Annotated in this window: 14 protein-coding genes and 2 pseudogenes; 10 read left to right on the forward strand and 6 right to left on the reverse strand. The window is 68.9% G+C overall.

Annotated features, from left to right (window positions below; genetic code table 11):
• Positions 1–71: 71 nt before the first annotated feature.
• Positions 72–911, reverse strand: a complete 840-nt coding sequence (locus OG505_RS05025) for an alpha/beta fold hydrolase (RefSeq protein ID WP_405431328.1) — start codon at positions 909–911, stop codon at positions 72–74.
• Positions 912–965: 54 nt separating this feature from the next.
• Positions 966–1,391, reverse strand: coding sequence for a MarR family winged helix-turn-helix transcriptional regulator (locus OG505_RS05030; protein WP_405431329.1), 426 nt, complete (start codon positions 1,389–1,391; stop codon positions 966–968).
• A gap of 61 nt (positions 1,392–1,452) precedes the next feature.
• Between OG505_RS05030 and OG505_RS05035 the strand changes: the two genes are divergently transcribed.
• The 8 genes and pseudogenes from OG505_RS05035 to OG505_RS05070 all read left to right on the forward strand — a co-directional run bounded on the left by OG505_RS05035 (position 1,453) and on the right by OG505_RS05070 (position 7,577).
• The gene (locus OG505_RS05035) at positions 1,453–1,941 is read left to right on the forward strand and encodes a GNAT family N-acetyltransferase (RefSeq protein ID WP_405431331.1); all 489 of its coding nucleotides are present in this window, start codon (positions 1,453–1,455) and stop codon (positions 1,939–1,941) included.
• A 471-nt stretch (positions 1,942–2,412) separates the two neighbouring features.
• A complete protein-coding gene (locus tag OG505_RS05040) occupies positions 2,413–3,195 on the forward strand; it encodes a hypothetical protein (RefSeq protein ID WP_405431332.1) in 783 nt (260 codons plus the stop codon).
• Between the two features lie 267 nt (positions 3,196–3,462).
• The gene (locus OG505_RS05045) at positions 3,463–3,681 is read left to right on the forward strand and encodes a hypothetical protein (RefSeq protein WP_405431333.1); all 219 of its coding nucleotides are present in this window, start codon (positions 3,463–3,465) and stop codon (positions 3,679–3,681) included.
• A gap of 801 nt (positions 3,682–4,482) precedes the next feature.
• Positions 4,483–5,688 (forward strand): IS110 family transposase, encoded by a 1,206-nt coding sequence (locus tag OG505_RS05050; protein ID WP_405434360.1) that lies wholly within the window; start codon positions 4,483–4,485, stop codon positions 5,686–5,688.
• Between the two features lie 67 nt (positions 5,689–5,755).
• Positions 5,756–5,905, forward strand: a complete 150-nt coding sequence (locus OG505_RS05055) for a hypothetical protein (protein ID WP_405431335.1) — start codon at positions 5,756–5,758, stop codon at positions 5,903–5,905.
• Positions 5,902–6,165, forward strand: a pseudogene (locus OG505_RS05060) (alpha/beta fold hydrolase); the annotation flags it as partial. The gene OG505_RS05055 and the pseudogene OG505_RS05060, both read left to right, overlap by 4 nt.
• A gap of 26 nt (positions 6,166–6,191) precedes the next feature.
• Positions 6,192–6,545 (forward strand): annotated as a pseudogene (locus OG505_RS05065) (amino acid ABC transporter ATP-binding protein); the annotation flags it as partial.
• Between the two features lie 54 nt (positions 6,546–6,599).
• Entirely contained in the window at positions 6,600–7,577 is a 978-nt protein-coding gene (locus OG505_RS05070) for an ABC transporter substrate-binding protein (RefSeq protein WP_405431336.1), read from the forward strand.
• Positions 7,578–7,617: 40 nt separating this feature from the next.
• Here OG505_RS05070 and OG505_RS05075 read toward each other — a convergent pair whose 3' ends face one another.
• A complete protein-coding gene (locus OG505_RS05075) occupies positions 7,618–8,913 on the reverse strand; it encodes a homoserine dehydrogenase (protein ID WP_405431338.1) in 1,296 nt (431 codons plus the stop codon).
• Between the two features lie 322 nt (positions 8,914–9,235).
• On the opposite strand from OG505_RS05075, the gene OG505_RS05080 reads away from it, so the two are divergent.
• Positions 9,236–10,384, forward strand: a complete 1,149-nt coding sequence (locus OG505_RS05080; protein ID WP_405431340.1) for an acetyl-CoA carboxylase biotin carboxylase subunit family protein — start codon at positions 9,236–9,238, stop codon at positions 10,382–10,384.
• On the opposite strand, the gene OG505_RS05085 is transcribed toward OG505_RS05080, so the two are convergent.
• Both OG505_RS05085 and OG505_RS05090 read right to left on the reverse strand, forming a co-directional pair.
• Positions 10,374–10,916, reverse strand: a complete 543-nt coding sequence (locus OG505_RS05085; RefSeq protein WP_405431342.1) for a hypothetical protein — start codon at positions 10,914–10,916, stop codon at positions 10,374–10,376. The genes OG505_RS05080 and OG505_RS05085 overlap by 11 nt on opposite strands.
• Positions 10,917–11,563: 647 nt before the next feature.
• Positions 11,564–12,529 (reverse strand): LysR family transcriptional regulator, encoded by a 966-nt coding sequence (locus OG505_RS05090; RefSeq protein ID WP_405431343.1) that lies wholly within the window; start codon positions 12,527–12,529, stop codon positions 11,564–11,566.
• 102 nt (positions 12,530–12,631) lie between these two features.
• Between OG505_RS05090 and OG505_RS05095 the strand changes: the two genes are divergently transcribed.
• Positions 12,632–13,603 carry an EamA family transporter gene (locus OG505_RS05095; protein ID WP_405431345.1) on the forward strand — a complete coding sequence of 324 codons (972 nt, stop codon included), beginning with the start codon at positions 12,632–12,634 and terminating at the stop codon, positions 13,601–13,603.
• 11 nt (positions 13,604–13,614) lie between these two features.
• Here OG505_RS05095 and OG505_RS05100 read toward each other — a convergent pair whose 3' ends face one another.
• On the reverse strand, positions 13,615–14,178 hold the full coding sequence (locus OG505_RS05100) for a YbaK/EbsC family protein (RefSeq protein ID WP_405431346.1): 564 nt from the start codon (positions 14,176–14,178) through the stop codon (positions 13,615–13,617).
• Positions 14,179–14,187 lie beyond the last annotated feature (9 nt).

The following is a 14,187-nucleotide window of genomic DNA, read 5'->3' on the forward strand; positions in this document are numbered from 1 at the left end:
CCCCAGCTCCGTCATTCGAGACATCGATCCCACGTGCGTTGCCCTGACCGGGCCCTCCACCCCGGCGACCGTTAATTGTTGGTGTCGAGCAGGAACGTGGTCAGTGCCGCGGCGACCTCGGTCTCGCCTCGGTGGTGCGGTCCGAAGTGGTTCAGTTTCCCGAAGGTGAGTACCCGTGACGAGGGGAGCACCTCGGTGAGCCGGGCGATGGCGGGGGCGACGTGCGCCAGGTCGCTCCGGCCGCCGGTCATCAGCAGCACGTCGGCGGAGACCTCCCGGTAGTGGGGGTAGCTGTTGTCGAGCCGGCCGACCTCCGCGTGCTCGTGCAGGGCCGGTTCGAGCAGCTCGACGACCTTCGTCCGTTTTTCGCCGCGGAAGGCCAGCCGGAGGATGGCGGCCATCAGCCAGCGGGGGTTGCGGCGCGCCGCGCTCGGGCCGGTGGCGATGGAGAACGTGGCGAACGCGTCGATCGGGCGGCCTTGGGCCAGAAGTTGGCGGGCCGGTGGGATCCAGCCGGTGGGAATCAGGCCATCGACGCTGACTCCGGGTTCGTAGACGGCCACTTTGTCGAAGCCCGGGTCCCGGCGGGCCGCTTCGAGCGTCGCCAGCCCGCCGAAGCTGTGGCCGAAGACGTACCGGGCACCGGTGGCCGCCCGGACCGCGGCGAGGTCGGCGCACTCGGCCTCGATGCCGTATCCGGGTCCGAGCGGGCCGCTGCCCCGGCGGCCTCGCCGCTGCACCGTGTGCACGGTGAAGGTGCCGGCGAGCGCCTCGGCCAGCCCGGCGAAGTCGGCGGCGTCGCTGAGCGCTCCGGGCACGAGCATCAGGTCGGGGCCGGCACCCGTGGTGTGGTACGCGATGGTGGTGCCGTCGGCGGAGCTGACCGTCCGCGCGGTGGAGGTGGTCGGCATGGCGAAACTCCTCATGGTGGTCCGGGTTGGTGTGGTGGCGCGTGCGCCGGTGTCTCAGCCGCCGCCCAGGGCGGCGTTCAGCCGTCGGGTGTGCGCGAGATAGGCGTCGAACGGCACGCCGCTGGACTCCACCAGCTCGGTGAGCCGCCCGATCAGCTCGGTGCCCGCCCGCTCGACCAGCTCTCGGCCAGCGTCGGTGAGGGCGATCCGGCGCCGGTTGCCGCCGGCCGGGTCCGGTGTCACGGTGAGCAGACCGGTGCCGGCGAGGGCGGCGATCATCCGGCTGATCGAGGGCTCGGTCACCGCCAGGCTGTCGGCCAGCGCCCGCTGGGTGCATGCCTTGAGCTCGCCGACCATGACCAGGACCATGAACCGCCGGTAGGACATGCCGTGGTCGGCGCGCAGGATGCGGTCACCGGCACGCTCCAGGCGGGACACCAGCGTGTGTAGCTCCAGCCCGAGGTTGTTCGGATGGTTCATGAGCGATATCTTAGCACCCTAAGTTAGCAATGCAAGTCTCTGGCGACGAAAGAGGCACGAGATGGCTCATGCCGCTGGTCTCGTACTGCGCCCCGCGCAACCTAACGACATCGAGGCGATTGCCGTGCTGTGGTACGCGGGCTGGCGCGACGGGCACATCGGACACGTCCCCGCCGCACTGCACCGGCACCGGCGGCTCGCCGACTTCCGTGACCGGGTGCCGCCCCGCCTGCACACCACCACGGTCGGCGAGTGCGATGCGCGGCTCGTCGGGTTCGTCACCGTCCGCCGGGACGAGGTGGAGCAGGTGTACGTCGCCAGGCCGGCCCGCGGTATCGGGGTGGCCGATGCGCTGCTCGCCGCCGCCGAACAGGCCGTCGCCGAACGATTCGACACCGCCTGGCTCGCGGTCGCGGTCGGCAACACCCGGGCCCGCCGGTTCTACGCCCGCAGCGGCTGGCGCGACGTGGCGGCCCTGGACTACCCCGCCGAAGCCGGCACCACCCCCGTCACCGTCGCGTGCCGGCGTTGCGAGAAGCGCGTCCGGTAAACGCGGGCCTTCCGATCAGCCCGGTATGGATTACACGCTCGGTGATGAATCATCCTGCCCTGGGTCTTCAAGATCGCGGCCGAGTACCCGGATCTGGCGCTGACCGTGCGCGCTGCGCCTTGGCGCCCGGTCGCGTAGGCCAAGCGCGGCCTCGCGCTGCTCGGTGAAGACGTGCCGAAGCGGAGTCCCGAGGTGCCTGGGCGGTGCCAGGGTCACGGGCCCCGGATTCAGGGAGCAGGGTGGGAGCAACGAAGGGTCCTGAACGCCGTTGCACCACACCAATAGCGCACCACGGCGCTCAACTGCACCTGCCTCCACCCGCGGCTTCTCGTTCGTACAGGTCAGACTGTGCGCAGCGGTTATGAGCGGCTGCGTTGGTGGACCGCAGCAGTTCGTTTCGGCGAGCGAGCCACCTATGTGGGTGGCGGTGCCGATGCCGGAGCCGGCTGTGTGGGCGCTGGAAGGGTTGGGATGGCGGGCACTTTCAGCGCCCGGTACTCGCCCGACGGACAGCTGACCGAGCTGAGGTATCCCGGCGGACTGACCCGGACCGACCGACTGGACGCCAATCTGCAACCGGTGAAGCGCACGTACACGCGGGACTCCGACGGGGCCATGATCTACTTTGAGTCGGTTGTGCAGAACAACGCCAGCCAGGTGGTGCGTGACACCTACACCGGAGGCAGCAAGAACCACCAGTACAACCGGATCGGTCGGCTGGTCAAAACCCAGCACAGCAGCGCGACCAGCGACGGTTGCGTCACCCGGTCCTACGAGTACGACAACCGTTCCAACCGGAAGGGCAAGTGGGTCTACGGCCCGGACGCGGCGGGCGACTGCCAGGAGGACGTGACCCAGGCGCATGACACACACGCGTACGGCACGGCTGATCGGCTGACCGACAACAGATACGTCTACGACGCGTTCGGTCGGATCACCGATCTGCCGGGCGGCATGACCAACACTTACTACGCCAACGACCTGATCCATCGTCAGCAGCTCGGTGACAGCCGCCGTACCTGGACACTGGACCTCGCCCACCGGTACCGCGCGGTCACCGTCGAGACGGAGACCGACGGGTCGTGGTCCAATGCCACGACGACGCTCAACCACTACGGCGACGATTCGGACAAGCCACGGTGGATCGTCGAGGACACTGCCACCGGCGACGTGACCCGCAACGTCTGTGGTCCCGACGGCGACCTCGCCGCCAGCACCTCCACCACTGGGGAAGGCCGGCTGGAAGGTCAGTAAGCGGGTGGCCAGGATCGGCTGGAAGGGATGTCGGAGCAACTGGCGCAAGTGCGGCTCGCGTGTCTTTGGCGAAGGCTACAAGACCGGCTTCGCCGATACCATCGGCGGCGACTGGGACAATCTCAAGACGGCAGGCCGATTCTGGCGTGACCGCACCCACGACTGGGGAGCGAGAGGTTACAACGGCATGTGCGCCACGCTCAACCAGTGGACCCGCGGGCTGTCGTGGTCCTCGTGTCGCGGTGTCTCCTACCGACGGAGCTGGGCATGGTGAAGAAATCCAACCCGTGGGTGCGGCTGCTCATCACCGGCCTGATGCTCCTTCTCGCCGGTATCCGCACGCCCGACGTTCTCGCCGAGAGAAGCTGGCGGTCGTGGGCCGTCCTGCCGGTGCTCCTGATCGCACTCTGGTTCTTCGTCAGGGCGCTGCGCGATGTAGTGACGAGACGAAACTGCGGTTCCGCTGACCGGGACGCTGCTGCCTGACATCCCCAGCCGAACCGGGGATGCCCGGTCGTATCGGGGTCGTGGTGAGGAATTGGGCCGCCGGTTGGTTGAGCCGCCCCGGCTCTTGTAGAGGCCTCCCCGAGTGGGAAAGAACGGGGTGATGGCAGCGCCGAAGGCCATGGCGGGCGGCTGGTGAGCCGGCACGTCCAGCGGCGTGGGGTGTCGCACGGCATGCGGCCAACGTGGCTTGGCCGCTCTCGCGGCGCACACTGCTCAACCCGGGCAAAGCGTGAGATCGCGCAGGGACGCCGGGTCGCAGAGGTCGGTGTTGCGGTGTTCGTGAACTCGCTTTTTTAACCTTCGAGGGTCCTGTGGGGACCCTGACCGATCACGGAAACAGCCCTTGGTCGATGATCTTCTTGTCTAGGGAAGAGCTGCGCGCCTTCGGCCTCGACCGGCATCTGGACCTGGCCATCGGGCGTACGGCGACGAGGCCGAGGAGCGCGCCGCGTTGCTACCGCCGGCTCGGGAGCGGGCCCGGCGGGTCCTCGGCGTCGACTGCCCGCCGGCCCGAGTGATCATCGTGGGGGTCCCCCCCCCCCGTTACCTTTTTGATCGTCCCCAGCCGGGGACTGCTCGGTCGCCCGGCTCGGTATGACTTACTGCCCCTGTCGTACGGATGATCCGGGGGGTGTTGTCGCCGGGCCGGGTGGCGCCGATGGACCGCTGATAGGGACACGGCCACCCGTTTTGTTGGGGTAGGTCTCTTCGTAACGTGGCTGCCGGCAGTCGACGCCTGATCGACCGGGTTGACGGGTGACGTCGCGGGGAGGCGATGCGGTGCACGGCGACTACCAGGTGTTTCTCGGTCTCGATGTCGGCAAGGACGGCCACCACGCCGTCGCGCTGACTCGGGACGGCAAACGGCTGCACGACGCGGCGCTGGTCAACACCGAGGCGAAACTGCGGCAGGTGTTCGACAAGCTCGGCCGCCACGGCCGCGTCCTGGTCGTGGTCGACCAGCCCGCGACGATCGGCGCGCTGCCCGTCGCGGTAGCCCGAGCGTGCGGTCATCAAGTGGCCTACCTGCCCGGACTCGCGATGCGACGGATCGCCGACCTGCACCCCGGCAGCGCCAAGACCGACGCCCGCGATGCCTACGTGATCGCCGACGCCGCCCGCACCTTGCCGCACACGCTGCGCCGCGTCGACGTCGGCGACGAGACCCTGGCCGAACTCGAGGTCCTGGTCGGCTTCGACGACGACCTGGCCGGCGAGGCCACCCGGGTCGCCAACCGCATCCGCGGGCTGCTCACGCAAATCCACCCTGCTCTGGAACGGGTGCTGGGACCGAAGGTGCAGCACAAAGCCGTCCTGGAGCTGCTGTCGCGCTGCGGCGGACCGGCCGGGCTGCGCAAGGCCGGCCGCCGCAAACTCACCGCCATCGCCAGCAAGAACGCGCCCCGCATGGGCGAACGTCTCATCGAGCAGGTCATGACCGCGTTGGACGAGCAGACCGTGGTCGTCGCGGGCACGGCCGCTGCGGAAACGGTCCTGCCCCGGCTGGCTGACAGCCTGCGCGACGTGCTCAAACAGCGCGACCAGGTCGCCGTCGAGGTGGACAGGATGCTTGATGCGCACCCTCTTTCCGAGGTCCTGACCTCGATGCCCGGCATCGGCGTCAGGACCGCTGCGAGGATCCTGCTCGAAGTCGGCGACGGCACCGCGTTCGCCAGCCCAGGCCATCTGGCCGCCTACGCCGGCCTGGCACCCGTCACCCGCCGCTCCGGCAGCAGCATCCGCGGTGAACACCCACCCCGGGGCGGCAACAAACAGCTGAAACGCGCCTTCTTCCTCGCCGCGTTCGCAGCCCTGGCCGACCCGGTCAGCCGCGCCTACTACGACCGGAAACGCGCCGAAGGCAAACGCCACAACGCGGCCCTGATCTGCCTCGCCCGACGCCGCGTCGACGTCCTGTTCGCGATGCTCCGCGACAAGGTCCCCTACCAGCAACGCCCGCTGCCTACCGCAACCGTCGCCGCTTGACAAAACCATAGGGACACCCCCCCCCCCCCGCGACATGGCCGTGGCCAGTGAGCATGGAGTCCGGGCGGTGGGAGTGGCGCGCTACCCGGCAGACGCGGGAGGGCTGACGGCGGCCGGCGCCGACGTGGTCCTGCACGGACTCGCCGACACCGACGCGGTGCTGCTGACCTTCGGCGGGCTACTGCGGCAGCGGTTCGCGGAGCGGCCGAGCGGATGACTCCCGTCGTCCTGCTGCCGGGGCGCTGGCACATCCCGCGCCATTTCGGGCCGCTGCGCGCCGCGCTGCGGCGCCACCGGATCCCCGTCCACACGCCGCGGCTCCAGCGCGGCTCGCTCGCCGCCGACACCGTCCACGTCCAGCGGCTCGTCGACACGCTGCCCGAGCCGCCCGTGGTCCTCGGCCACTCCTACGGCGGTTCGGTGGCGACTGGGCTGCGCGGGGTGGCCCATCTCGTGTACGTCGCCGGATTCGCGCTCGACGGTGGGGGAGTCGACCGCCGAGCGTGGGTCTCGCCGACCGGGGCGGGGCCTATCCGCGTCAACTGTCGGGCGGGCAGCAGCAGCGCGTCGCCATCGCCCGGGCCCTCGCCCTGGAGCCGGTCCTCCTCCTCTTCGACGAACCCACCTCGGCGCTCGACCCGGAGCTGGTGAACGAGGTGCTGACGGTGATCAAGGACCTCGCCCGGGAAGGCACGACGATGGTGGTGGCCACGCACGAACTGGGCTTCGCCCGTGAGATCGCTGACACGGTGATCTTCCTGGACGGCGGGGTCGTCGTCGAGGCGGGTCCGCCCGAGCAACTCCTCGACGCCCCTCGCCACGCACGCACCCAGGCGTTCCTCGCCAAGGTCCTTTGACCGCTCCACCCGCCCATGACCTGCACCATCCGACACCAACGTCAGGATCCGCGAATGAGACACCCGTCAGGGCGCGTCGCCGCAGCCCTCACCGCCCTCTCCTGTTGCCTCGCCCTCGTGGTGACCGGCTGCGCGAACCCCGAGTCCGAGAAGGCCGCGCCCCCGGCGAAGGCTGCCGACGGCACCCAGATGAACCTGTCCCCGAGTCAGGACAGGCTGCACGCCCAGCGCGTCGCGGCCATCGCCGACTCGGTGCCCGAGCCGGTCCGCGAGGACGGGTTCCTGGACATCGTCAACCTCGCCGGCACCGAGCCGCCACTGAGCTTCTACGCCACCGACAACCAGACGGTGATTGGTGTGGAGCCCGATCTGGCGACCCTGGTCGCGGACGTGCTTGGCCTGAAGCCGCGCTTCCACACGGTGTCGTGGGAGAACATCTTCATCGGACTGGACAGCGGCAAGTACGAACTCGCCATGACCAACGTGACGGTGACCGAGGAACGCAAGGAGAAGTACGACTTCGCCACCTACCGGGCCGACGAGGTCGCCTTCGAGGCGCCCCGGGACGCGGACTGGGCCGTGCGCGGCCCGAAGGACGTCGCCGGCCGGACCATCGCGGTGACCGCCGGTACCAACCAGGAACAGCTCCTGCGGACGTGGGACCGGCAGAACCGCGCGAGTAACCTCGATGCGGTCACCGGGAAGAACTTCCAGAATCCCGCCGACTACTACCTGGCGCTCGGTTCCGGCCGGGTCGACGCCTACCTCGGCCCCGGCCCGGCGGGTGCCTACCACGCCGCCGCGAGCGGCAAGACCAAGGTGATCGGCACGTTCTCCAGCAGTGGCGATGGTCTGGAGGGGCGGATCGGCGCCACCGTGCGCAAGGAGAACGGCCTGATCGAGCCCGTCGCCAAGGCGCTCAACGTCGTCATGGCCGACGGCACCTACACCGAGGTGCTCAAGAGGTGGGGGTTACAGGCGGAGGCCCTGCCGAAGTCGGAGGTCAACCCGCCGGGCATCCCCCGGTCCTGACGCCTGGTCGCTGTGCCCCACTTTCCGAGCGGGGCACAGCTCAAGCCTCCACGATGCGGAGAATGCCGCCGACGCCGAGGACGCTGTCGAGGCTGCACAGTTCCGCCACGGCCTGCCGCATCGCGCCTTCCTCGGCACGGTGCGTGATGAAGACGACGCGCGCCTTCGAGGCACGGTCCTCCTGGGTGATGGAGCGGATGGACACCTGGTGGCGGCCCAGCACCCCCGACACCTCGGACAGGACGCCCGGCGCGTCGGTGACCTCCAACTTGAGGTAGTGGGGGTGCGCCAGCCGTTCAGTCGGTCGCAGCACCGCGGAGCTGCCGAGCGGCACCCTCCGGTGGGTGCCGCGTCGCAGGTGGTCCGCCGCGGTGACCAGGTCGCCGAGCAAAGCGGACGCGGAGGGCAACCGTCCCGCGCCGTGACCGTAGAACATCTGGTCGCCGGCCGCGCCGCCCTTGAGGAACACCGCGTTGTACGTGTGGCGCACGTTGGCGAGGGGATGGTTCTTGTCCACCAGGGCGGGAAAGACCTGGACGCCGATTTCGCGCTCGCCGGAGCCGGCCGCCCCGAAGACCTCGGCCTTGGCGATCGATTTGATCACGTATCCGAAACGCGCCGCGATGTCGAAGTCGTCGCGATCGAGCTTGTCGATCCCCTCGCGCTCGACGTCGTCGACGGCGATCGCGCGTTTGAAGGCGAGCGAGGCGAGGATGGCCAGCTTCGACGCGGAGTCCGCGCCCGTCACGTCGTTCGTGGGGTCGGGCTCGGCGTAGCCCTCCTCCTGTGCCTGGCGCAGGGCCTCGGCGTAGCCGAGCCCTTCTTCGGACATGCGCGTCAGCATGTAGTTGGACGTGCCGTTGACAATGCCGAGGACGCTGGTGATGTCCTCGCCGAGGAACGATTCCCGGAGTACGCGCAGGATCGGCACGGACGCGACGGCGGCAGTCTCGAAGAAGAGGTCGACGCCGCTGGCGTCGGCCGCGGAGTACAGCTCCGGGCCGTGCTTGGCGATCAGTTCCTTGTTGGCGGTGACGACCGGCTTGCCGGCGCGGAGCGCGGCGAGCACGTACGCGCGGGCGGGCTCGATGCCGCTCATCACCTCGACCACCACGTCGATGTCGTCGGCGTCGGTGATCGCCCGCACGTCGTCGGTGATGAGCGGGGCCAGCAGGCCCGAGCGCTTCTTCCCCGCGTCCCGTACGGCGATGCGCTTGAGGATCAGATCGATGCCGCTGATTTCCTGGATATCGGGAGCCCGACCCAGGAGAAATTCGGCGAAAGCCGCTCCGACGTTGCCGCAACCGAGCATACCCACGTTCACGGGACGATCCATGGCGGGAGCATATACGCCTGCATCGTCCGGTCATCGCCGCTCTGCTGCGCCGTCTTGGATGGTGAAACCGGCCGCAAAGAAAAGATCTTCTGCGCGGGCGCTCGACGGCCGTCGGCGGGGAGTCGGTCGGAACAGGCAGAACCCGCGGGACCACCCGAACCGCAGTGGGGACGCCGCTTCGGTCGGATCGGCCGTAAAGCCGTACTTATGTCTGCCCCAAGAAAACGTCACTACTGGTCGCTGTCCGGGCGTGCTGGGATGAGGAGCGCTGCTCGGCGTGCCGGCCGCGCAGCCATCCCGCCATCGTCTTGGAGGAAGCCCGGTGCGGGTCCTCGTCCTGGAATGCGCCCTGTCGTTGGACGTCAATGCCGCCATGATCGCTGACTACGCCGATGTCGCCCGACGACACGGCGACCTCAGCCTGACCGTGCTGACCAGGGAGGGTGTGCGGGACAGGTTGGCGGGTGGGGTTCCGGAGGAGGTCGAACTCCTCGAGGAGGTGCCCGACTACTACACCCCCGGGGCCGTCGAGCGACGGGTCATGGAACTGCTCCGGAACTCCTCGTACGACCTCCTGTTCGCCCCGCGAGAGGGGGACGTCGTACGAGCCGCGCGTATTCGCGAGAAATTCGGTATCGAGGGCCAGAACGTCGAGAGCGCACGGGCGTACCGCGACAAGCTGGAGATGAAGCGGCGGGTCGCCGCCGCCGGTCTCGACGTCTGGCCCTCGTACCGCGTCGACGACGCGGTCGACTTCTGGAATGCCGTCGACGAGCTGGGATATCCTCTCGTCCTCAAGTCCCGGTCCGCCTGGGCCGGCGAGACCGCGGCTTTCGTCTACGACGAATCAGGCGCGCGGCAGGCAGCGTCGGACTGTTTCGGCCGGCTCTCCGCCGATGTGCCCGCGCACAGCGTCGTCGAGCCGATGGCGGGTTCGGTGATGTACCACGTCGACGGAGTGCGCCACGACGGCGAGTTCCTCTACCTCATCCCGTCGCAGTACTACGGCTTCGGGACCGGGCGCGCTGTGGGCGAGCACGTCGGCTCCTTCGGTTCCGTCATGCTCGACCCGGCTTCGGCCGTCGGGCGTGGCCTGGTGGAAATCGTCGAGGCGGTCGTGGCGGCCCTGCCCAACGTCCGGACGTCCTCGTTCCACGCCGAGGTGTGGGGCGACGTGGACGGCAGACTCCAGCTCAACGAGATCGCCGCGCGCGCCGGCGGGCACTTCACCATGACCAATGCGGGTGCGGCGACCGGTCTCCTGCCCGACAAGCTGTGCCTCGGCCTCGCCGCCGGCATGAAGCCGGAGCAGCTGGGCTTCGTCGGAGAGGAGCACATCCGGCCGGTGGCCGGATTCGGCCTGCCGTACCGCGCGGGCAGGGTGGTGGCGCTGCCCGACCGCTGCGAACTCCCGTCGGTGCTCAAGCTTGTCCTGCCGGGGTGGCTGGTCCCCGGCGCGATTACAGGCTGAGGACGACCTTCTTGTGCGGGTCGCCCTCCAGGATCGCGTCGATCAGCTCGCCCTTGACCGGCGTGGTGGACGGCAGCCGCAGCGAGCTGTGATAGAGCAACCGCAGCTGCGCGAGGGTGAGTCCGGCGACGCGCTGGAGCCGGTCGGCGAGGGCCGCCACGTCCCCGGCCGGCGGCGCCACGTCCTCGGCGAGCAGTTCGTGGATGGTCTCGGTTGCGCTCACCAGATCCGGCTGCTCATTGCTCAGGTAGCGGTCCAGGTGCAGGCCCTTCTCCGTGAACGGCGCGTACACCATGGCGACGAGCTGCTCGTCGGTCAGGCCGTACGCCTCCATCGCGTACGCCTGCATCGCCGAGCGCATCCGGGCCACGGCTGCCGCACCGGAGTAGCGCTCCCGCATCACCGTGATGAGGCGGTCGGGGAACTCCTTCTGGCGCATCAGGCCCAGAGCGAAGTCGACGTACTCGGCCAGGCCCTCGGCGTACGTCCGGCCGTGGCGTCGCTCGGTCTTCAGTGCCCGCAGGTGCGCCATGAGCGCCGGGTTGCCGCAGTCGGACTCGGTGAAGCTGAAGGCGACGTCGTCGAAGACGAAGCCGAGGAACTCCGTCAGCAGATCCCAGTGGTCCCCGGAGGCGTATGCCGTGTCGTCGTAGATGGAGAAGAACTGAAGATCGGTGCGGACGTCGGTGGTGATGGCCCGCTCAGCATCCGGAAGGTGCTGCCGTAGATCTCGGCGAGGACGAGCTGCATCGCCCGGACGAAGGCGAGGGTGTACGAGCTGTCCTTGCCGCCGCCGTAGGCGACGAGGACGACGTTGCGGTTGAGCGACGCCGGTTCGGGCAGCCGGTTCGGTGAAATTGCCCGGGCGTACGGATATGGCGTGCCTTTACGGTGTTTCTGGCATCGGGTGATTGTCGTCGTCCGTCACGACCGGACCCGGGAAATGAGAAGCCGAACAGCTATCGGATGAGACTTCGTTTAGCATCGGCAATGACATCGGCGGCCCACCATGGAGCGGCCTTGTGATTGAACCTCAATTGCGCCCCCGTCCGACAACCCGTTCGATCCCTACAATGGGGGAGGGAGTGCCAGGTGGTCAAGTCGCAATCTCGGAGTTTGAACCTGGCCCCGCCCAAGCGCATCACTTCGACCTATCGGAAATGGCCGAAAGGCTCCTGGTCAGCCAGTCGTCGAACGTCGTGAGGACATCGCGACATTCGGGGAATCGAAGTGGACGGTCCAAGCAGCGGATGCTTCGTGCAACGCGTCGAGGGCGGCGGTGATCGCCGGCCGGTCGCTGGTGCTCGCCCGCCACGCGGCCATGATCTGCCGGGAGCTGGTTGGCCGCAGCGGCAGTGTCACGACCTCCGACGGCAGGCGCACACGGCCCAGCCGGGGCAGCAACGCGACGCCCAGCCCGGCGGCCACCAACGACACCTGGGACTGGTACTCGTCCACCTGGCAGGTGATGTCGGGCTGCCGGCCCCGCTCGGCGAAAGTTCGCAGCAGCCACGCGTGACACATCGATCCGGGCCGCTGGCTGATCCACCGCTCGGCGACCAGATCATCGGCGGAAACCTCGTCCCGGCCTGCCAGTGGATGCCCGGCCGGCAGGAGCACGTCGGCGACGTCGTCGCCCAACGGGGTGCACCGCAAGCCGTCGGGGACGACCAGCGGGGTGTTGTGCCAGTCGTGTACGACGGCGACGTCCACCTCTCCCTCGGCCACCAGGTCGACGCCGCGGAGCGGGTCCACCTCCGACACGCGGAGGTCCAGGCCGGGGTGCCGGCGGGTCAGCTGCACCAGCACGTCCGGCAGGAGTCCTCGGCAGGCCGTCGGGAAGGCGGCGAGCGCGAGGCGGCCAGTCGGCGTTCCGTGCTGGAGTTTCAGTCGGGTCTCCGCCCGCTCCAGGGCCGCCAGCACCTCCCCCGCCGTCTGCGCGAGGATCTGCCCAGCGGGGGTCAGCGCCACCCGGCGTCCCTCGCGGTCGAGAAGGGGGGCACCGGCCTCCCGCTCCAGCTTGGCGATCTGCTGTGACACGGCGGACGGTGTGTAGCCGAGCGCCGACGCGGCCCCGCTGATGGAACCGAAGGTCGCCACGGCGTGCAGCGCACGCAGCCGGCCCAGATCGTGTAATGAAGCCATGCTAACGAACTCCCATTAGAAAGTGTCAGCCTTCGGGTCCTTGGCGGCGACGCCGGATGAGACATCATGGGTCGGGTCCGGTGGCGCGTGCCGGGTAGGAGGTTGGGCGGTGAGGAGATCGCGATGAAGCCGACTCATGTCGGGCTGGTCGTTTTCGTCGCGGCGGTCTGGGGCGTGAACTTCGTTGTCATCGATGTGGGCCTGCAAGACTTCCCGCCGCTGCTCTTCTCCGCTCTGCGTTTTATCCTCGCCGCGATACCGGCGGTTTTCTTCGTCGGTTCGCCACGGGTCGCCTGGCGGTGGGTTCTCGTCGTCGGAATAGTGCTCGGCGTGCTGAAGTTCAGTTTCCTCTTTATCGGGATGCACGTCGGCATGCCGGCCGGACTTGCTTCCCTGGTGTTGCAGAGTCAGGCGGCGTTCACCATTGTTCTCGCCACTTTGCTGCTGCGCGAGCGGCCCAGGGTGGTGCAGTTGGCCGGCCTGGGCGTCGCCATGGCCGGGATCGTCCTGGTGGGCACGCGGCTCGGTGGGACGACGCCGGTCGCCGGGTTCCTGTTGGTGCTGGCTGCTGCCGCCTGCTGGGGACTGGCGAACATCGCGACCCGCAAGGCCAACCCGCCGGACATGTTCCGGTTCATGGTCTGGGTGAGCGTGGTTCCTCCCCTTCCGTTGCTGATCCTTTCGGCCGTCTTCGAGGGCGTTCAGGAAGACCTCGCCGCGCTGCGCTCGCTGTCGGTGTCCGGTGTGGTCGCCGCCGTGTACGTGGCCTGGGTGGCGACGCTGCTAGGTTACGCGATCTGGGGATACCTGATCCGGATCCACGGAGCCACAGCGGTGGCCCCCTACGCGTTGCTGATACCGGTGTTCGGTCTGGGCGCCGCGGCCGTCTTCCAGGGTGAGCCCCTTACCGCCGTCACGATCCTGGCCAGCGTGCTGGTCATCTCCGGGGTCGCGGTCGGTGCGGTGCGCCTACCGCGGCCGTCGTCGTCCGAAGCCACGTCGTCCGAAGCCACCGTGCCGGTCCGCGGAACCGACGACGCCGTTCCGGTCCTCACGGCGCGGCGTCTGCCGTAGGCCGCCGCCCTCTACCAGGGCGGCTCGCCGGTCCGGTGTACCTCGGGCTCCGGCTCGGCGATGGCGTGCACCGAAGGCTGCGCCAGTCGGACGTAATCGGCGGTCCGCAGGCCGACGGAGCGTTCCAGCGAGCCCGCGTTGAAGAAAATCTTCTCGTGCTCCAGCAGCCCGAGATCGACGATCAGGTCCAGCTCCGGACCGAAGGCGAAGGGCACGATGGTGCCGCTTGCCGACCCGGTCAACCGCTCGGCCGTCGCCGCATCGGCGAACATGGCGTGCCGCGCCTGGTACTGCTCCTTCAGCCGGTCGAGGTTCAGGCGCTGGTCCCCGGGCACGACCGCCAGGACGTACCGGGACTCCTTCTTGGTGATCTTGAGGCGCACGACTATGCACTTGGCCGCCTGCCCTGCGGGGTGGCCCCGCAAGGCGCTGACTTCGGTGGTGCGCCCCTCCGGCCGGTGATCGAGGGAACGGTAGTCGGCGCCTCCCTCGTCGAGCAACGCGATCAGCCGCTGCTCGACGGTGCCGTCCGTGCCATCTGTGCCGGTAGGTGCGAGCCGGAGTTCTTCGTGCATTCCATACTT

Origin of the sequence: Micromonospora sp. NBC_00617 (assembly GCF_045161355.1) — a bacterium.
In the GTDB taxonomy this organism is placed as follows: domain Bacteria; phylum Actinomycetota; class Actinomycetes; order Mycobacteriales; family Micromonosporaceae; genus Micromonospora.